The organism is Kitasatospora sp. NPDC127111 (assembly GCF_042677465.1).
Taxonomy (GTDB): domain Bacteria; phylum Actinomycetota; class Actinomycetes; order Streptomycetales; family Streptomycetaceae; genus Kitasatospora.
In genome coordinates, this window is record NZ_JBHXTG010000003.1 from 111,770 (window position 1) to 129,591 (window position 17,822).

The following is a 17,822-nucleotide window of genomic DNA, read 5'->3' on the forward strand; positions in this document are numbered from 1 at the left end:
ACTTTCAGCGAACAGATGATGAAATCTGTTCGCTGAAAGTTGTCGTCTGAAAGTTGTTCGCCCGCCCGTCCGGCTCAGACCAGCCCGTTGGCCTTCAGCCAGTCCTTGGCCACCGCCGACGGGTCCTCCTTGTCGACGGCGACCTTCTTCATCAGCGTCAGCAGGCCGGCCGTGTCCAGCTTGGCCGACACCGCGTTGAGCGCGGCCGTCGCGGTGGCGTCGACGCCCGCCTTGTTGACCAGCGGCGTGACGTTCTCCGCGCCGAACACGCTCTTCGGGTCGGCCAGCGGGACCAGCTTCAGCTGGGTGATCTTGGGATCGGTGGAGAACACGTTGCCGACCTGGACCGAGCCGTCCTTGACCGCGTTGGCGGTGGTCTCGCCGGTCGACTTCCACTCCTTGAAGGTCAGCCCGTAGACGTCCTTGAACGGCTGCTCCTGACGGGACTTGAACTCCGGCGGGCCGCCGATGGTGAACTCGCCCGCCTTGCCGGCCAGGTCCGCGATGCTCTTCAGGTTGTACTTGTCGGCGGTCTCCTGGCTGACGCTCAGGGTGTCCTTGTCCTCAGCGGGCGAGGAGTCCAGGATCGCCAGTGTGGCCGGCAGGGTCTTCGCCAGGGCCGCGTTGACCTCCTCCTTGGTGGGTGCGGCCGCCTTGCCGCCGAGGTAGGCGAGCAGCGAGCCGTTGTACTCGGGCAGCACGGTCAGGCTGCCGTCCTTGACCTGCCCGTAGAGCACCTCGCGGCTGCCGATGTTGAACTTCTCCTGGACCTTCACGCCCTTGGCCTTCAGTGCCTGCGAGTAGATCGAGCCGAGCAGGACGTTCTCGGGGAAGTTGGCCGAACCGACCACCACGGTCGAGCCCTGACCGCCGCCCCCGCCCGCCCCGCCGGCGCCGGTGGTCGCCGCGGACGACGAGCCGCCGCCCAGCGGGTCCGCGCCGGACGAGGAGCAGGCGGTGGCGCCGAGGGCGAGCGCGGCCAGCGTGCCGAGGGCGACGGCCCGGCGCCCGGCTCCACGCCGTGCGGCTCCGGACCCGGCCGGCCGTGCGAATGCGGATGTCGACATGGTGATTTGTGTCCTTTCGAAGGATGGAAGGAGGTTCAGCGGGCCCGGCGCTGGGCGCGCAGCCCGGGCGGCAGGGCGTACCGGGCGAGCAGGGCGTAGAACAGCTGGGCGCCGACCGCGAGCAGCACCACCAGCAGCGCGCCGCCCACCGTGACGGCGTAGTTCCGGGTGGCCAGCCCGTCGATGACGTACCGGCCGAGCCCGCCGAGCCCGACGTACGCGGCGACCGTGGCCGTCGCGATGACCTGCACCGTGGCGGTCCGGAACCCCGCCAGCAGGGTCGGCAGCGCGGACGGCAGGCAGACCTGCCGGAGCACCTGCGGGTGCGTCAGCCCGACGCCGCGCGCGGCGTCCCGGACGTCCGGGTCGGTCCCGCGCACCCCTTCGACGGCGGCCACCAGCAGCGGCGGCGCGGCGAGGGCGACCAGCGGCACCAGTACGGCCGTGTCACCGACCCCCGCCAGCAGCACCGCCAGGGTCACCAGCCCGAGCGTGGGCAGCGCGCGGGCGGCGCCCGCCAGCGAGGTGACGGCGGCGGCGCCGCGCCCGGTGTAGCCGATCAGCAGGCCGAGCGGGACGGCCAGCAGCGCCGCCCAGAACAGCGCCTCGCCGGAGAGCAGCAGGTGCTCGGCGACGCGGTGCACGATCGAGTCCGGGCCGCTGCGGCGGTCCGGGGAGGAGAAGAAGTCCCCCAGCCAGGAGAGCCAGTTCACCGGCCGGCCCCCTTCTCCCGGACGGCCCACGGCGCGAGCAGCCGCCGGGCGCCGAGCAGCAGCAGGTCCACGGCCAGCGCCAGGGCGGCGATCAGCGCGATGCCGGCCACGATCGGGGTCGGGAAGGTGCGCTGGAACCCGTCGATGAACAGGTAGCCCAGCCCGCCGCGCCCGACCAGCGCGCCGACGCTCGCCAGCGAGATGCTGGAGACCGCCGCCACCCGCAGCCCGGCCACCAGGTAGGGCACGGCGGCGGGCAGTTCGACGGCGGTCAGCCGGTGCCAGGGGCCGTAGCCCATCGCGGTGGCCGCCTGCCGGACCGGGTCGGGGACGGCGCGCAGCCCGTCCACCGTGGTCGGCAGCAGGACGGCGAGCGCGTAGAAGGTGAGCGGGATCATCACGGTGGCCTGGGTGGCCAGCCCGGTGTAGGGGATGAGCACCACGAAGACGGCCAGCGAGGGCAGCGCGTAGACGACGTTGAAGACGGCGGCGAGCGGCTGGTAGAGGCGGGGGAAGCGGGCGCAGGCCAGGCCGAGCGGGAGGGCCAGCAGCAGGCCGATCAGCACCGGGAGCAGGGCGATCACGGCGTGGTCGGCGAGCAGGTCGCCGAGGTAGCCGAGGTGGTCGCCGATCCAGTACCAGCGGACGATCGGTTCATCGTCCACCGGTGGCTCCGTCCGGCTCGGCCGACGGTGTTCCGCCGGCCACGGCCCGGGGCCGGCCGTCCACCGCGGCCCGCGGCCGCCCGTCCGCGTCGGCGTCGGGGCGCCCGGGGGTGCCCGCCACGGCGTCGGACCTCCCGGGGGCGCCCGCCAGGGCGGCGAGGACGGCCTCGCGGCTCGCCGTCCCGGTGACCCGGCCCTCGGCGTCCAGCGCGACGGCGACGCCGGCGGGGGAGAGGACGGTGGCGTCCAGCGCGGTGCGCAGGGTGTCGGCCGCGGGCCGGTAGCCGGGCGCCGGGTGCAGGCTGGCGGTGGTCGTGGCCCGGTCGATCCAGCCGATCGGGCGGCGCTCGTCGTCCAGCGCCAACTCCCAGCCGCCGAACCGCAGCCCGTCGGCCAGCGGCCGGACCCGGACGGCGTCGGCGGGGCGCAGGCCGAGCCCGCGCAGGCCGCGGTCGCGGCCGAGGAAGGCGGCGACGTCGTCGTCGGCGGGGGCGGTGAGCAGCGTGTGCGGGTCGGCGAGCTGGGCGATCCGGCCCTGTTCGCGCAGCACCACGACCTGGTCGCCGAGCCGGACGGCCTCCTCGATGTCGTGCGTCACGAACAGCACCGTCTTGTGCAGCTCGGACTGGAGCCGCAGCAGCTCGTCCTGGAGGCCGGCGCGGACCACCGGGTCGACGGCGCTGAACGGCTCGTCCATCAGCAGCACCGGCGGGTCGGCGGCCAGCGCCCGGGCCACCCCGACGCGCTGCTGCTGGCCGCCGGAGAGCTGGAACGGGTACCGCTTGCCGGTCTCGGGCGCCAGCCCGACCAGCTCCAGCAGCTCGGCGGCGCGGGCGCGGGCCTTCTTCCGGTCCCAGCCCAGCAGGTAGGGGACGGTGGCGATGTTGTCGATCACCTTGCGGTGCGGGAAGAGTCCGGCCTGCTGGATCACGTACCCGATGCCGCGGCGCAGCTTGGCCGGCTCCAGCTCGGCGACGTCCGTGCCGTCCAGCAGGACCCGGCCCGAGGTCGGCTCGACCATCCGGTTGACCATGCGCAGCAGGGTCGTCTTGCCGCAGCCGGACGGGCCGACCAGGACGGTCGTCCGGCCGGTGGGCACGTCGAGGTCGAGGCCCCCGACGGCTATGGTGCCGTCGGGGTGGCGCTTGCCGGCGCCGTCGAATCTGATCACGGGGAGTTTCCTCGTCTCGGCGCCCCGTGGTGGCGGTGCCGATGGTGGCGGTCGGTCGATGGCTGGTTGGCGGCTGTCGGTGACGGTATGTCGATAATGACGGTGTGTAACCTGACCGTCTCTCTGTCATATCAACTACCTGGGCGTACTTCCGCCCGCGTGGTTGCCCGGCATCGGACCGGCGGAAACTCCGATCAGACTATGACGTGGATCATCTTCTGTCCCCGGGATATCGCGGGACAGCGCGCGGGTGGGTCTCAGCTCCCCGGCCGGGTCGGCAGGCCGGCGGCGGCCCAGCCGACGAAACCGCCGTCCAGGTCCGTCGCCCGGAGCAGCCCCAGCTCGCGCAGCGAAGCGGCCGCCAGACTGGAGGCGTAGCCCGCCGAGCAGACCACGATCACCTCCAGGTCGTACCCGGTCGCCTCCGGGATCCGGTGGCTGCCCGTCGGGTCGAGCCGCCACTCCAGCACGTTGCGTTCGATCACCAGCGCCCCGGGGATCTCCCCCTCGGCCGCCCGCTGCGCCGCGGGCCGGATGTCCACCAGCAGCGCGCCGTCCAGCTGTGCCTGGTAGGCCTCCCGGGCCCGGGGCCGGTGGACCCCCTCGCGGGCGCGTTCCACCAGGTCGTCGACGGTGGTCACCATTGCTCCGGTCCTTCCTGGGAGGTGCGGACCAGGCCGCCGGCCCGCAGTTCGTAGTGCGACATCGAGCTGAGCGGCGGCGAGTAGGCGTGCAGCGTGACGGCCGGGCCGGTGGCCGTGTTGCGGACGTCGTGCACGTACGCCGGACCGAACGCGCGGGCGGTGCCGGCCGGCACCCGGCGGACCAGCAGACCCTGCTCGGCCCCGCCGAGCGAGAGTTCTTCCAGCTCGCCGAGTGCGACGGCGAACGCGCCGCGCGAGCCGCCGTGGTCGTGGAACCCGGTCGACTGGCCGGGCAGCCAGCTGATCAGCCAGACCTCGTGGTCCTCGTCGGCGACGAGCCGCCGGTACCAGCGCTCCTCGGTGGAGAGCCGGACGTGGTGGATCCACCGGTCGGGCCGCTCGGCCAGGTCGCGGACGATCACGCGCAGGGCGTCGGGTGTGAGCGGGGCGCGCGGCTCCCCGGGAGCGGCGGGTGCTGCGGGGGCGGGGGCGGGGAGGGTGTCGGTGTGGGCGTCGGTGCCGGTGCCGGTCACGGTGCCGGCATCGGTGGTGTCGGTGTCGGTGTCGGTGTCGGAGGCGAGGTCCAGGCTCATGTGGGCGTCCTCGGGTACGGAAGGCGGGGCGAGCGGGTGGCCGGGCCCGGGCGTGGCCGCGGGTGCGGACGGAGCCGTGGCGCGGCCGCGGATGCGATGCTGCCGGGTGTCGGCCGGGTGCGCCGGGCGGGGGCGCGTCAGGAGTGCGGGTGCGGGTGCGCGGCGCGGGCCCTGGAAGACGTCACAGGGCGGGCCGGGCGGGGAAGGACAGGGTCAACAGGCACAGATGGAACTCGCCTGGCGTCGCAGATCGACGTGCAGGCGGCAGACCAGAGTGGTGCCGGAGTCCATGCGCCGGATCCTTCCCGACGCGACGGGCGCGAGTCAAGCGAGCCCGTCACCATCCCGCGTGGCGAGTCGCGGCGGCGGCGCGCCAGGCGCGGGGATATCGGGCGCGGGGGTGTGGGGCGCGGGGGTGTGGGGCGCGGGGATGTGGGGTGCGGCGGGCGCGGGCGCGGGCGCGGGTGCGGGTGCGGGCGCGTGCGCCACGGTGGCCGGGCCCGGGCCGGTGCCGGCGAGCACCGCCTTGAGCACGGGCGCGGCCTGCGCGCCCAGGTGGCGACCGAGCGTCTGGTAGGCGTCGAACTGCCGGTGGTCGAACCACTGGTCGCCGGTCGAGTCGTTGGGGAAGGCCGGGTTGGCCACGGCGTAGGAGTGCAGCTCGTAGGGCATGTCCGCGGTCAGCACCGCCTGGAGGACGATCAGGGTGCCGTGGGAGGCGTCCCGGCCGCGCGGGGCGTCGTCCCCCGCCGCGCCCTCCTCCGGGACGGCGAGCGGGCCCGGGTACCGGATGTCGCCGGTGATCACCGCCCGGGCGGAGAGCCGGTCGGCGAGCCGGGCCGCCAGCCCGCGCAGTGGCCCGCCACCGGCGCCGCCCGCCCCGCCCGCGCTGCCCGGGAGCAGCAGCTCCGGCTCGTGCAGGGTGATGACGACGCCCAGCTCCTCGCGGGCGAGCGTGATCGCCGCCGCCAGGGTGGCGGCGTACGAGGTGTCCCCGCTGGCGTCGACGCAGACCGCCGTCCGGACGCCGTGCCGGAGCAGTTCGACCAGCCCGAGGTTCTCGTAGTGCCCGCCGTCGGTGGTGAGCAGGAACCGGTCGTCCATAGGGAACCGCCCGCAGAGTTCCCGCAGTTGGTACGGGAGCCGCCGGACGCCGGGCTGCGGCGCCGTCCGCCAGTCCCGGCCGGGTGCCCAGAGCGGCCCGAGTACGGCCGGATTGGGCAGCCAGGTGCCGAGCCGGGCGTTGGTGACCGCGAACAGCCCCTGGTACGACCGGGACTGACGCCCCATCGCCGAGGAGAACGCGGCCCCCGAGACGGCCATCGCCGACTGCACGGTGAGGTCCCGGGCGATGTGCGGCCGGGTGCGCCGCTCCAGCAGGTCGGTCCGGGCGTAGCCGACGTCCGGCCCGCCCACGTAGTCGGACGAGAAGGTGAACGAGACCGCGCGGCGCCCGGGCGGGGTGCGGGAGCTGCCGGACAGGTTGGCCGCCGCGGCGAACACCACCTGCGGGAAGCCGGGGCGCCGGGCGGCGTAGTGGCTGAGCCGGGTCTGCTCGCGGAAGAAGCGGTACGGCCGGGCCAGCACCTCGCCGTCCTCGACGGCCCGCCGGACGGCGAACGCGGAGGCGAGCCGGCGCCGGTAGAACGGGTGCAGGCCCAGCCAGGTCTGGTCGAGGTTGAGCCCGACGGTGCCGAGGACGAGCGGCAGCAGCACCTGGGCGGCCACCGGCCAGGCGTGGCCGGTGGCGACCGCCCAGCCGAGGGCCAGCAGCGCCCCGGCGGACAGCGCGGCCAGCGCCGACCAGACCACCAGGTACTCGGCGATCCGGGCACCCAGCCCGCCGCCGACGCGCCGGGCGCCGCGCAGCAGCCCGCCGATCGCCGCCGCGCCCTGTTCGGCGGCCCGGCGCCCGCGCCAGAGGATGCCGAGCAGCAGCGCCAGGTAGCTGAGCAGGACGGTGAGGCTGAGGCCCGCGCCCGTCCGCCCCGCGCCGACCGCGAGCGCCTGCTGCAACGCGACCGCGCCCCAGGCCAGCCCGGGCACCACCAGCACCCCGGCGGTCAGCAGCGCCGCCAGCCCCAGCGCGCCGTACGACAGCCGGCGCAGGGCACGCGGCAGCGGGGAGTTCCAGCCGAGCAGCGGGAACACCAGCAGCCAGAGCAGCCAGCAGCCGACGCCGGCCGCGAGCAGGCCGAGCAGCGCCAGGACGGCCGGTGGCCGGAAGGCGAGCGCGTCGACGCCCCCGCCTCCGTCGCCCCCGCCCCCGCCGCCGGTACGCAGGCCGACGGCGGCCAGCCCGCCCAGGTCGGTGAGCGGCACGAGGTGGTAGAACCGGCTGAGCCCGAGGCCGAGCACCAGGACGGTGGCGAGCAGCAGGGTCAGCGTGGTGACCAGGCCGCGCAGCAGCGTGCCGAGGGCGACCAGCCACTGTCCGGCGCCCTCCGCCAGGTACTTGGCGTGCCGACGGAGGTGGTCCTCCTCCGGTGAGCCGGGCTCCAGGACGTCGTCGGCCGTCACCCCGGACGCGGTGTGCACCGGGCCGCCGGGCGCCGAGTCGCTGAGCGCCAGCTGGAACGCGCCGACGGTGTAGCCGCCGCCGGAGACGGAGACCAGGTAGCGGGCCTGTTGGAGCCAGGGCCGCAGCTCCTGGAGGGCGCCGAGGGTGAGGCAGGCGGAGCGGATGCCGCCGCCGGAGACGCAGAAGCCCAGCCGGGCGTGTTCCCGCCCGGGCGGTACGACGGCGCCGTTGCGCCAGCGGGCCTGGTGGTCGAGCGGCGGGTGCGGACGGGGGCCGGGAGGCCAGCGGCCGCCGTGGGCGGTGGCCACCGGCCAGGGCGCTACCAGTGCGGGCGCGGCCGCCGTCACCGGGGCCTCCGCACTTTCCGGCACTTCCGCACTCTCCGGCGCCTCCGCACTGTCCGGGGTGTCCGGGGTGTCCGGGGTGTCCGGGGTGTCCGGGGTGTCCGGGGGAGTGGTGCCGTCGAGGGGCGGCCGCCACAGCAGGCCGCGGAGCGCGCGGTGCAGGGTGACGGCGACGACGACCACGGCGACCACCGCGGCCGGGAGGAGGAGCAGCCACTTCACGGTGGCGAACGCGGCCGCGACGGCGAAGGGCGTGTCGGTCCCGCCGGCGCCCCCGACGGCCCCTGTGCCTTCAGTGCCCCCGGTGCCCCCGGCGCCTCCGGCACCGGCGGCGCGGTCGAGCCCGCCCAGCCCCGCGTCGAGCAGTCCGTTCTCGGCGAGGTCGCACGAGGCCGCGAGCAGGCCGGCGCCGCCGGCGGCGAGCGCGGTGAGCCGCCAGTGCGGCCGGCCGAGCACGTACCGGCCGAGCAGTCCGGCCGCCAGGAGGGTCAGGGCGTAGCCGCCGAGCAGCCACCGGTCGGCGGCCAGCGCCGCCCGGTACGCCGCGACCTGGCCGCCGACCACGGCCTCGGCCGCGGCCCGGCTGCCGGCCAGTTGCAGGGCGGCGCCCCGCACCGCCGGGGCCCGGTGCGCGAACAGCAGCCCGCCCGCCACGACCGGCAGCGGCACCGCGAGGGCGAGCAGGACCCCGGCCCACGCCGGCAGCGGGGGCCGCGCGGGTACCGGCGGCCCCGCGGACACCGCGGCCACCCCGGGCGCGCCGCCCTCGGGCGCCGGACAACCCTCGGACACGGCCGCCACGCCGCCACCTCCCCCCCCCGCGCACCTCCGCGGAATCCGCGGACGTCTGTCGACCGCCGCGGAGCTCCGTCCGTTCCCCGGCGACCCGTGTCGGACCACCGTCAGCCACCGGCCGGTGACGCACCGGAGCAGCATCGTGACGCGTCCTACCCCGATCCGCAGTACCTCGCGCAGGATTCACCCGAATGAGTAAGGGGAGCGCTAGCGGGGTAGATGACCGTTTCATCCCATCTACTCGCCCCTGCGTGTCCGGGTGACAAGACCGCCCAGCCGCGTTGCGCCCGACGTATTGTCAGGCCACCGAGGCCGGGCCTACGGTCTACGCACCACGTTCTACGCACGTAGACACTGACGTGGATGTGCGCGTCGGCGCGCCCGCCGGCGGGTACGCCGACGCGCGCAGCCCACGTGGACCAGCAGGCAGAACCGCCCCGTCAACCCTCAGACCGACGGCCCGTCCCCCCGGCCGGGCCCCGGAGTTGCGGAGGTACCCATGTCGCAGATCGTCCGCGCCGCCCTCGTCCAGACCCGGTGGACCGGAGACCAGGAGTCGATGATCGCCCTCCACGAGCGGTACGCCCGGGAGGCCGCCACCCAGGGCGCGAAGATCATCGGGTTCCAGGAGGTGTTCAACTCCCCCTATTTCTGTCAGGTCCAGGAACCCGAGCACTACCGCTGGGCCGAGGCCGTCCCCGACGGCCCCACCGTCCGCCGGATGCAGGACCTCGCCCGCGAACTCGGCCTGGTCATCGTCGTCCCCGTCTACGAGGAGGACCAGCCCGGCATCTACTACAACACCGCCGCCGTCATCGACGCCGACGGCCGCTACCTCGGCAAGTACCGCAAGCACCACATCCCCCAGGTCAAGGGGTTCTGGGAGAAGTACTACTTCAAGCCCGGCAACCTCGGCTGGCCCGTCTTCGACACCGCCGTCGGCAAGGTCGGCGTGTACATCTGCTACGACCGCCACTTCCCCGAGGGCTGGCGCGCGCTCGGCCTGGCCGGCGCCCAGATCGTCTACAACCCCTCCGCCACCAGCCGCGGCCTCTCCGCCTACCTCTGGCAGCTCGAACAGCCCGCCGCAGCCGTCGCCAACGAGTACTTCGTCGCCGCCATCAACCGCGTCGGCACCGAGGAGTACGGCGACAACGACTTCTACGGCACCTCCTACTTCGTCGACCCGCGCGGCCAGTTCGTCGGCGACGTCGCCTCCGACAAGGAGGAGGAACTCGTCGTCCGCGACCTCGACCTCGGCCTGATCGAACAGGTCCGCCAGCAGTGGGCGTTCTACCGCGACCGCCGCCCCGAGGCCTACGGACCCCTGACCGAGGCGTGAGGAGCACCCCGATGACCACTCGCGACCCCGCCGAACGCACCGTCGTCCGCGGCGGCCTCGTCATCACCGCCACCGACGAACTCCACGCCGACGTCCTGATCGAGGGCGAACGCGTCGTCGCCCTCGCCGCCACCGGCAGTGCCGCCGCCCAGGCCTGGACCGCCGGCACCGTCATCGACGCGACCGGCCACTACGTCATCCCGGGCGGCGTCGACGCCCACACCCACATGGAACTCCCGTTCGGCGGCACCGCCGCCTCCGACACCTTCGAGACCGGCACCCGCGCCGCCGCCTGGGGCGGCACCACCACCATCGTCGACTTCGCCGTCCAGCCCGTCGGCGGCTCCCTGCGCGAGGGCCTCGACGCCTGGCACGCCAAGGCCGACGGCAACTGCGCCGTCGACTACGCCTTCCACACCATCGTCTCCGACGTCAACGACGGTGTGCTCAAGGAGATGGACGCCCTCGTCGACTCCGGCGAGTCCACCTCCTTCAAGCTCTTCATGGCCTACCCCGGCGTCTTCTACAGCGACGACGGCCGGATCCTGCGCGCCATGCAGCGCGGCGCCGCAAACGGCGGGCTCATCATGATGCACGCCGAGAACGGCATCGCCATCGACGTCCTGGTCGAACAGGCCCTCGCCGCCGGCCGGACCGCCCCCCGCCACCACGGCGAGGTCCGGCGGGAACTGCTGGAGGCCGAGGCCACCCACCGCGCCATCAAGCTCGCCCAGGTCGCCGGCAGCCCCCTCTACGTCGTCCACGTCTCCGCCGCCTCGGCGCTCGCCGAACTCGCCCGGGCCCGCGACGACGGCCTCAACGTCTTCGGCGAGACCTGCCCGCAGTACCTCTTCCTCTCCACCGACAACCTCGCCGAGGAGGGCGCCGACGGCTTCGAGGGCGCCAAGTACGTGTGCAGCACACCGCTCCGGCCGCGCGAACACCAGGAGGCGCTCTGGCGCGGACTGCGCACCAACGACCTCCAGGTGGTCTCCACCGACCACTGCCCGTTCTGCTACGCCGGGCAGAAGGAACTCGGCCGCGGCGACTTCTCGAAGATCCCCAACGGCCTTCCGGGCGTGGAGAACCGGATGGACCTGCTCCACCAGGCCGTCGTGGACGGGCACCTCAGCCGGCGCCGCTGGATCGAGATCGCCTGCACCACGCCCGCCCGGATGTTCGGCCTGCACCCGCGCAAGGGCACCATCGCGCCCGGCGCCGACGCCGACCTCGTCGTCTACGACCCCACCGCCGTGCAGACCGTCTCCGCCGCCACCCACCACATGAACGTCGACTACTCGGCCTACGAAGGCCGCCGGCTCACCGGCCGCGCCCGGACGGTGCTCTCCCGCGGCACCGTCGTGCTCGACGACGGCCGGTGGCTCGGCCGGGCCGGCCACGGCACCTTCCTGCGCCGCGACACCTGCCAGTACCTGGTCTGACCCTCCTCCCCGCCCGTCCGCCGCTGCCCGGGGCCGGCCGGCCGTTCCCCGGCCGCCCCGCCCCGGGCGGCGGCCCGCGTTCCCTGGAGCCCCCCTCATGGACATCGGCCTCGTCCTGCAGACCGACCCGCCCGCCCGCCTGCTCGTCGACCGCATGATCCGCGCCGAACAGGCCGGCTTCACCCACGGCTGGACCTTCGACTCCTGCGTCCTCTGGCAGGAGCCCTTCGTCATCTACAGCCGCATCCTCGCCGAGACCACCCGGCTCACCGTCGGCCCGATGGTCACCAACCCCTCCACCCGCACCTGGGAGGTCACCGCCTCCCTGTTCGCCACCCTCAACGACATGTACGGCAACCGCACCGTCTGCGGCATCGGCCGCGGCGACTCCGCCATGCGGGTCGCCGGCCGGCGCCCCGCCACCCTCGCCCGGCTCTCCGAGGCCATGCACGCCATCAAGGAACTGGCCGAAGGCCGCACCGTCGAGGTCGACGGCACCGAGATGCACCTGCCCTGGGTGGGCGAAGGCGCCACCCTGCCCATCTGGATGGGCGCGTACGGCCCCAAGGCCCTCGCCCTGACGGGCCGTCAGGCCGACGGCTTCATCCTCCAACTCGCCGACCCCTACCTCACCGAGTTCATGATCAAGGCGGTCCGGCGGGCCGCCGCCGAGGCCGGCCGCGCCCCCGACGACCTCAGCATCTGCGTCGCCGCCCCCGCCTACGTCACCGCCGACGACTCCCCGGCCGCCCTCGCCCACGCCCGCGAACAGTGCCGCTGGTTCGGCGGCATGGTCGGCAACCACGTCGCCGACCTGGTCACCCACTACGGCGAACACTCCGACCTCGTCCCCGAGGCCCTCACCGACTACATCAAGGGCCGCCAGGGCTACGACTACAGCCACCACGGCCGCGCGGGGAACCCCGACACCGCCTTCGTCCCCGACGAGATCGTCGACCGCTTCTGTCTCATCGGCCCCGTCGACGCCCAACTCGCCCGCCTGGACCAGCTCCGCGCCCTCGGCGTCGACCAGTTCGCCGTCTACGCCATGCACGACGCCGTCGAAACCACCATCGACGCGTACGGCACCGACGTCATCCCGCGACTGCGCCGAGGGGAGCGCCCGTGACCGAGACCGCCGCGATAGGGGACGGCGGCACCGGATCCGCCCCACGGCAGATCCAACACGCGGACGGCCGGGTCGAGTTGGACCCGGCCGCCGCGGCCCTGCCCGACAACGGCTTCACCAACGACGACCTCCGCCCCGTCCCCGTCGCCCGCCGCACCTGGACCACCTACAACTTCCTCGCCCTCTGGGTCGGCATGGCCCACAACATCCCCTCCTGGACCCTCGCCTCCGGCCTCGTCGCGCTCGGCATGGACTGGAAACAGGCCGTCCTCACCATCGCCCTCGCGAACGTGATCGTGCTCGTCCCGATGCTGCTCACCGGCCACGCCGGCACCAAGTACGGCATCCCGTTCCCGGTCTTCGCCCGCGCCTCCTTCGGCCTGCGCGGCGCCAACCTGCCCGCCCTCGTGCGCGCCGCCGTCGCCTGCGCCTGGTTCGGCATCCAGACCTGGATCGGCGGCGAGGGCATCTTCCTCCTCGCCGGCAAGCTCTTCGGCGAATCCTGGCGCACGGCAGCCGAGTTCGGCGGCTACCCGTGGACGCAGTGGCTCTCCTTCCTGGCGTTCTGGCTGATCGAGATGGCCGTCATCGCCCGCGGCATGGAGACGCTGCGCCGCTTCGAGAACTGGGCCGCGCCGTTCGTCATCGTCGGCGCGCTCGCCCTGCTCGGCTGGATCGCCGTCAAGGCGGGCGGCTTCGGGCCGCTGCTCGACCAGCCCTCCCGGCTCGGCTGGGACGGCGACTTCTGGAAGGTCTTCTTCCCCGCCCTGATGGGCATGATCGGGTTCTGGTCCACCCTCTCCCTCAACATCCCCGACTTCACCCGCTTCGGCGGCAGCCAGCGCGCCCAGATCCGCGGCCAGGCCCTCGGCCTGCCGACCACGATGACGCTCTTCGCGCTGCTCTCGGTACTGGTCACCTCCGGCTCGCAGGCCGTCTACGGCGAACCCGTCTGGGACCCGATCGCGCTCGCCGCCAAGATGGAGAACCCGGTCGGCATCCTGTTCGCCCTGCTGACCGTCCTCGTCGCGACCCTGTCCGTCAACATCGCGGCCAACGTCGTCTCGCCCGCCTACGACCTCGCCAACCTGCTGCCCCGGCTCGTCAACTTCCGCACCGGGGCGCTGATCACGGGCGTCGTCGGGATCGCCATCTTCCCCTGGAAGCTGATCTCCGACCCGCACGTCTACATCTTCACCTGGCTCGGTGTGGTCGGCGGCCTGCTCGGCACCGTCGCCGGCATCCTCATCGCCGACTACTGGCTGCTGCGCGGCACCCGCCTCCACCTCGCCGACCTCTACCGCCCCGGCGGGCGGTACTGGTACGCGGCCGGCTGGAACTGGCGCGCCGTCACGGCCCTGCTGGTCGGCGGGCTCCTGGCCGTCGGCGGTTCCCACGGCGGGCCGTTCCCGGACGACGGCCTGGTGCCGGCACTGGAACCGCTCGCCGACTACGGGTGGGCGGTGGGGTTCGCGTCGGCACTGCTGCTCTACACGGGGCTCAGCGTGCTGGGGCGGCCTGCGCGGCGCTGACCGCGCTGACCGCGCTGACCGCGCTGACCCGCCCGGCGCCCGTCCGCCCCGGTCCTCGCGCCGCGGCGGACGGGCGCCGGGCGGCTGTGGGCGGGGGCGGACTGCGGTGGACGGTGGCGGACCGTGGTGGACGGCGGTGCGTCCGCCCCGTCGGGCGGCGGGAGGTGCGCGCGGACGAGTCGGCGTCGGGACCATGCGCGCACGCCGGGATCGGGCGGGTTTCCGCCTTCCTCGCATCCGCCCGCTTGGACCGTCCCGTCCCGGACCGTCCGTACACGCGGGAGGCCGCCCTGCCACGCTGCGGGTCCGTCGGCCCGCCGGCGCCGTCCGGGGGCGCGGCCGACGCGTCCCGTGGGCCGGGCCCGCCGTCCGGGCTCGGTCTGCCGTCCGGGTTCGGTCCGCCGTCCGGGCTCAGCCCGCGAGCCGGTCGATGGCCGCGAGGACCTTCGCCGTTCCGTCCTCCCGGCCGAGCGCGGCTGCCACCGCCCGGGCGCGGGCGCGGTAGTGCGGGATGTCGAGGGCCTGCCGGATCGCGGTGGTGAGCCGGGCCGCGGTGAGGGCGGGGAACGGGACCGGTCCGGGGGTGGTGCCGAGGCGGGCGAGCCGGGCGGACCAGAAGGGGGCGTCGAGTTGGGCGGGGACGGGGATCGCCGGGGTGCCGGCGCGCAGGGTGGCGCCCGTGGTCCCGGCCCCGGCGTGGTGGACGACCGCGGCGCAGCGCGGGAAGAGCCACTCGTGCGGCGCGTCGTCGATGGCGAGGACGGTATCGCTGTCCGGCGCGACGAGCCCGCTCCAGCCGGCCTGCAGGACGCCACGGACGCGGGCGCCCCGCAGCGCCGCGAGGACGGTGGCGGTGAGACGTTCCGGGTCGGGCACGACCAGGCTGCCGAAGCCCACGAAGACCGGCGGCGGCCCGGCGGCGAGGAAGTCGAGGAGCCGGCGCGGGGGTTGCCAGCCGGGCTCCGGGTGCGGCCACCAGTAGCCTGCGACGTCGAGCCCGGGGCGCCAGTCCGCCGGACGGGGGACGACCACGGGCGAGAAGCCGTGCAGGACGGGGTGTTCGCGGCGGGCCCGGGCGATGCTGCGGGCCGGCAGGCCCAGCCGGCGCCGGAGCCGGCTGGCCGCGGGGGCGAACAGGCGGTCGGTGGCGGCCTGGACGGCGTGGCCGGCGACCAGGTTGCCGGTGCGGCCGAGCGACCGCGTGCCGGTGACCGCCGGGGCGAACTCCCGGGTGGGCTCCAGCGGTTGGAGGTGCAGGGCGAGGGTGCGGATGCCGGCCGCCTCGGCGGCGACCTGTCCGAGCGCGGCGGTGGTGCTGGTGGTGAGGAGGAGGTCGGCGCCCTGCTCGGTGGCCGCGGCGATGCCGTCGCCGAGGGCGGGCATGAAGGCCCGCCCGAGGCGCAGGAGTTGGAGGATGCCGAGCGGTCCGGCACCGGCCCGGAGGAGGCGTTGGCCGCCGGTGGAGGCGAGTTCGGCGCGCGGGTCGACGGGGAGGGCGCGGAACTCCAGGCCGGCCGCGCGCACGGTGTCGGCGAAGGTGGTGTGGGTGGCGACGGCCACCTGATGGCCGGCCGCGTGGAGGCGGGCGCCGAGTCCGGTGAAGGGGGCCACGTCGCCCCGGGAGCCGGCGGTGGCGATCAGGATGCGCATGGCGGCAGTATCGCGGCGCGGGCCGCCCCGGAGGCGGCTGCCACGCCCGGCGCCCGGAACCGCCGGGGCGCACGGCGGCGTCCTCCGTTGCAGAGCGGACCCGGTCGGCCGGGACCGCCGTCGCGGAGGGCGGGAGGACGTATGGGCATCGTCGCGTGGATCGTGCTGGGTCTGGTGGCCGGTGCGCTGGCCAAGCTGCTGCTGCCGGGGAGGGACCCGGGCGGTCTGGTGGTGACCACCCTGATCGGCATCGCCGGGTCCTTCGTCGGTGGTTGGATCGCCTCGCACTTCCTGCACCGGCAGGTCGCCGCGCACTTTTTCGACCTGGCCACCTGGGTGTCGGCGATCGGCGGCGCGCTGGTGCTGCTGATCCTCTACCGGATCTTCTTCGGCAACTCCCGCAGCTGAGCCGTACGCCGCCCGGCGGGGCCTGCGCGGCCCGCATGCCTGGTGGGGCGGCTCGGGGCGGCGCGGGCGTCCGGTGGCGGCTAGGCGGGCGCGGGCGCCTGGTGGGGCGGCTCGGGGCGGCGTCAGACCTCGGCGACCCAGCCGGGCAGTTCCTCGCGGGCGGCCAGCCACGCGGCGGGCACGTCCGCGAGCCCGGTCCGGGCGGCGACCACGCCGGCGGCGATGGCGCAGGTGGTGTCCTTGTCGCCCCAGCCCTCCAGGGTGTGCCAGATCGCCTCGGGCAGCGAGTCCAGGTGCCCGGCGGCGGACCAGAGGGCGAACGGGACGGTGTCCGGGGCGGAGATCAGGAGGCCCGAGCCGAGCACGTTCGCGGCGTGCCGGACGGAGGTGTGCTCGGGGAGGCGGGCGGCGATCCGCAGCCCGGAACGGACGTCGCTGTCGGGCAGTCGGCCGGCCACCTCGGCCAACAACTCGGCACGGGCGGGCGGGCGTTGGCCCCGGCTGCGGGCGGCGAGCGCCGCCGCCAGGGCGACCGCGACCGCGCCGGCCACCGCCTCGGGGTGGAAGTGCGTGGTGAGCGCCTGCAGTTCGGCCTGCCGGGCGACGGCGCCGAGGTCCTCGGCGAACCAGGCGCCGAGTGGGGCGACCCGCATCGCGGCACCGTTCCCGTGCGAGCCCTGGCCGCCGAACTGCCCCGCGGTGACGCCTCGCCAGTCGGCGCCGCCGTCGATCTCGCGCAGCACGCGGTGCATGGACGGGCCGTACTTGCGGTTGTACTCACCCACGTACTCGGCCGCGAACTCGCGGGCCAGCGCGTCCTGCCCGACCTCGCCGTCGCGGACCAGGTGGCGCACCAGGACGAGTGCCATGGCGGTGTCGTCCGTCCAGTGCCACGGTGCCGGCCGGGGCAGCCGGGCCGCCAGGGCCGCGGGCGCCTCGTCGAGCGGGACGGACAACCAGCGGTCACCGAAGGCGTCGCCGAGGGCGAGCCCGTGCAGGCTGTCCAGGGCAGGTCCGGTGGCGCGCATGTCATCCTCCGAGTGGGATCAACTGTGCGCGCCAGTCTGCCGGGCGGCGGCACCCGCGGGCGAACGGGTTTTCCCCGGCGGCGGGGGATTGTCCGGGCCCGCCCCCGCCGCCCGGGCCGGGAGGCTACGCGGCGCGGAGGCCGCCGAGGATCAGCTTCCAGAGGGCCTCGAACCGCTCCTGGGCGTGCGGGTCCGCCCACTCGGCGGCGTACGCGGGGTCGTGGAAGTGGGCGGTCGCCTCGAAGACGGCCCGGGCGGTCGACCCGATGTGGGCGAGCTTGAACTCCTCGGCCTCGACGCCGTCCTGGATGATCTGGCCGATCTGGCCGACCAGGGTGTCGATGTGCTTCTCGACGGTGCTGCTGGTCTCGGAGACCAGCGTCATGTACGTCGCGAACAGCTGCGGGTCGTCGAGCGCCTTCTTCCGCTTGGCGGCGAACAGCGTCTCCAGCCAGCGGTGCAGCCGCTCCTCGGCGGGGCCGGGCTCGGTGGCGATGAACTGCAGGGCGTAGTGGGCCTGGTCGAGCCAGCGCTGGGTCACGGCCTCGCGCAGCGCCGCCTTGCTCGGGAAGAAGCGGTAGACGCTGCTGTGGCTGACGCCGAGGGTACGGGCGACGTCGACGACGGTGGCCTTGGCCGGCCCGAACCGCCTGAGGACGTCCTCCGTCGCGCTCAGGATCTGCTCGGGGGTGAGTGCGCTTTCCGTGGTCACGGCGAGGTGCGTCCTTACGGTGGTGCGCCCGCCGCCGGGGCGGTGGACGGTGCTGCGGCTGAGGGT

The 17,822-nt window shown here is 74.7% G+C and carries 16 protein-coding genes; 5 read left to right on the plus strand and 11 right to left on the minus strand.

Annotation, left to right across the window (positions count from 1 at the left end; translation table 11 throughout):
- Window positions 1–74: 74 nt before the first annotated feature.
- From ACFVHB_RS03590 to ACFVHB_RS03625, 8 genes are all read right to left on the minus strand, one after another.
- Window positions 75–1,067, minus strand: a complete 993-nt coding sequence (locus tag ACFVHB_RS03590) for an ABC transporter substrate-binding protein (RefSeq protein WP_380314602.1) — start codon at window positions 1,065–1,067, stop codon at window positions 75–77.
- Window positions 1,068–1,102: 35 nt separating this feature from the next.
- The gene (locus tag ACFVHB_RS03595) at window positions 1,103–1,780 is read right to left on the minus strand and encodes an ABC transporter permease (RefSeq protein WP_380314603.1); all 678 of its coding nucleotides are present in this window, start codon (window positions 1,778–1,780) and stop codon (window positions 1,103–1,105) included.
- Window positions 1,777–2,445, minus strand: coding sequence for an ABC transporter permease (locus ACFVHB_RS03600; protein WP_380314604.1), 669 nt, complete (start codon window positions 2,443–2,445; stop codon window positions 1,777–1,779). Before ACFVHB_RS03600 ends, ACFVHB_RS03595 begins: the two co-directional genes overlap by 4 nt.
- The gene (locus ACFVHB_RS03605) at window positions 2,435–3,616 is read right to left on the minus strand and encodes an ATP-binding cassette domain-containing protein (protein WP_380314605.1); all 1,182 of its coding nucleotides are present in this window, start codon (window positions 3,614–3,616) and stop codon (window positions 2,435–2,437) included. The genes ACFVHB_RS03600 and ACFVHB_RS03605 overlap by 11 nt, the downstream gene beginning before the upstream one ends.
- Before the next feature lie 257 nt (window positions 3,617–3,873).
- On the minus strand, window positions 3,874–4,260 hold the full coding sequence (locus ACFVHB_RS03610) for a rhodanese-like domain-containing protein (protein WP_380314606.1): 387 nt from the start codon (window positions 4,258–4,260) through the stop codon (window positions 3,874–3,876).
- Window positions 4,254–4,853: a cysteine dioxygenase gene (locus ACFVHB_RS03615; RefSeq protein ID WP_380314607.1), complete on the minus strand. Its 600-nt coding sequence runs from the start codon at window positions 4,851–4,853 to the stop codon at window positions 4,254–4,256. The genes ACFVHB_RS03610 and ACFVHB_RS03615 overlap by 7 nt, the downstream gene beginning before the upstream one ends.
- Window positions 4,854–5,066: 213 nt before the next feature.
- On the minus strand, window positions 5,067–5,144 hold the full coding sequence (locus tag ACFVHB_RS03620) for a putative leader peptide (RefSeq protein ID WP_101948289.1): 78 nt from the start codon (window positions 5,142–5,144) through the stop codon (window positions 5,067–5,069).
- A 33-nt stretch (window positions 5,145–5,177) separates the two neighbouring features.
- Window positions 5,178–8,519 (minus strand): hypothetical protein, encoded by a 3,342-nt coding sequence (locus tag ACFVHB_RS03625; protein ID WP_380314608.1) that lies wholly within the window; start codon window positions 8,517–8,519, stop codon window positions 5,178–5,180.
- Window positions 8,520–9,012: 493 nt separating this feature from the next.
- Between ACFVHB_RS03625 and ACFVHB_RS03630 the strand changes: the two genes are divergently transcribed.
- The 4 genes from ACFVHB_RS03630 (at window position 9,013) to ACFVHB_RS03645 (ending at window position 13,958) form a co-directional block, all read left to right on the plus strand.
- Window positions 9,013–9,855, plus strand: a complete 843-nt coding sequence (locus ACFVHB_RS03630) for a nitrilase-related carbon-nitrogen hydrolase (protein ID WP_380314609.1) — start codon at window positions 9,013–9,015, stop codon at window positions 9,853–9,855.
- Window positions 9,856–9,866: 11 nt separating this feature from the next.
- Entirely contained in the window at window positions 9,867–11,297 is a 1,431-nt protein-coding gene (hydA, locus tag ACFVHB_RS03635; RefSeq protein ID WP_380314610.1) for a dihydropyrimidinase, read from the plus strand.
- A 97-nt stretch (window positions 11,298–11,394) separates the two neighbouring features.
- A complete protein-coding gene (locus ACFVHB_RS03640; protein ID WP_380314611.1) occupies window positions 11,395–12,426 on the plus strand; it encodes a TIGR03842 family LLM class F420-dependent oxidoreductase in 1,032 nt (343 codons plus the stop codon).
- A 14-nt stretch (window positions 12,427–12,440) separates the two neighbouring features.
- The gene (locus ACFVHB_RS03645) at window positions 12,441–13,958 is read left to right on the plus strand and encodes an NCS1 family nucleobase:cation symporter-1 (RefSeq protein WP_380314731.1); all 1,518 of its coding nucleotides are present in this window, start codon (window positions 12,441–12,443) and stop codon (window positions 13,956–13,958) included.
- 411 nt (window positions 13,959–14,369) lie between these two features.
- Here the strand turns inward: ACFVHB_RS03645 and ACFVHB_RS03650 are convergent, their stop codons facing one another.
- Window positions 14,370–15,608, minus strand: a complete 1,239-nt coding sequence (locus ACFVHB_RS03650; protein WP_380314612.1) for a glycosyltransferase — start codon at window positions 15,606–15,608, stop codon at window positions 14,370–14,372.
- Window positions 15,609–15,749: 141 nt separating this feature from the next.
- Here ACFVHB_RS03650 and ACFVHB_RS03655 point away from each other — a divergent pair, with 141 nt between their 5' ends.
- The gene (locus ACFVHB_RS03655; RefSeq protein WP_380314613.1) at window positions 15,750–16,016 is read left to right on the plus strand and encodes a GlsB/YeaQ/YmgE family stress response membrane protein; all 267 of its coding nucleotides are present in this window, start codon (window positions 15,750–15,752) and stop codon (window positions 16,014–16,016) included.
- Between the two features lie 122 nt (window positions 16,017–16,138).
- On the opposite strand, the gene ACFVHB_RS03660 is transcribed toward ACFVHB_RS03655, so the two are convergent.
- Window positions 16,139–17,044, minus strand: coding sequence for an ADP-ribosylglycohydrolase family protein (locus tag ACFVHB_RS03660; protein ID WP_380314614.1), 906 nt, complete (start codon window positions 17,042–17,044; stop codon window positions 16,139–16,141).
- A 124-nt stretch (window positions 17,045–17,168) separates the two neighbouring features.
- Window positions 17,169–17,756: a TetR family transcriptional regulator gene (locus ACFVHB_RS03665; RefSeq protein WP_380314615.1), complete on the minus strand. Its 588-nt coding sequence runs from the start codon at window positions 17,754–17,756 to the stop codon at window positions 17,169–17,171.
- Between the last annotated feature and the right edge of the window lie 66 nt (window positions 17,757–17,822).

Coding starts and splice junctions, on each gene's coding strand:
- ACFVHB_RS03660 (WP_380314614.1), bottom strand. CDS start 17,044: ATGCGCGCCACCGGACCTGCCCTGGACAGCCTGCACGGGCTCGCCCTC.
- ACFVHB_RS03650 (WP_380314612.1), bottom strand. CDS start 15,608: ATGCGCATCCTGATCGCCACCGCCGGCTCCCGGGGCGACGTGGCCCCC.
- ACFVHB_RS03615 (WP_380314607.1), bottom strand. CDS start 4,853: ATGAGCCTGGACCTCGCCTCCGACACCGACACCGACACCGACACCACC.
- ACFVHB_RS03590 (WP_380314602.1), bottom strand. CDS start 1,067: ATGTCGACATCCGCATTCGCACGGCCGGCCGGGTCCGGAGCCGCACGG.
- ACFVHB_RS03630 (WP_380314609.1), top strand. CDS start 9,013: ATGTCGCAGATCGTCCGCGCCGCCCTCGTCCAGACCCGGTGGACCGGA.
- ACFVHB_RS03655 (WP_380314613.1), top strand. CDS start 15,750: ATGGGCATCGTCGCGTGGATCGTGCTGGGTCTGGTGGCCGGTGCGCTG.
- ACFVHB_RS03620 (WP_101948289.1), bottom strand. CDS start 5,144: ATGGACTCCGGCACCACTCTGGTCTGCCGCCTGCACGTCGATCTGCGA.
- hydA (WP_380314610.1), top strand. CDS start 9,867: ATGACCACTCGCGACCCCGCCGAACGCACCGTCGTCCGCGGCGGCCTC.
- ACFVHB_RS03610 (WP_380314606.1), bottom strand. CDS start 4,260: ATGGTGACCACCGTCGACGACCTGGTGGAACGCGCCCGCGAGGGGGTC.
- ACFVHB_RS03640 (WP_380314611.1), top strand. CDS start 11,395: ATGGACATCGGCCTCGTCCTGCAGACCGACCCGCCCGCCCGCCTGCTC.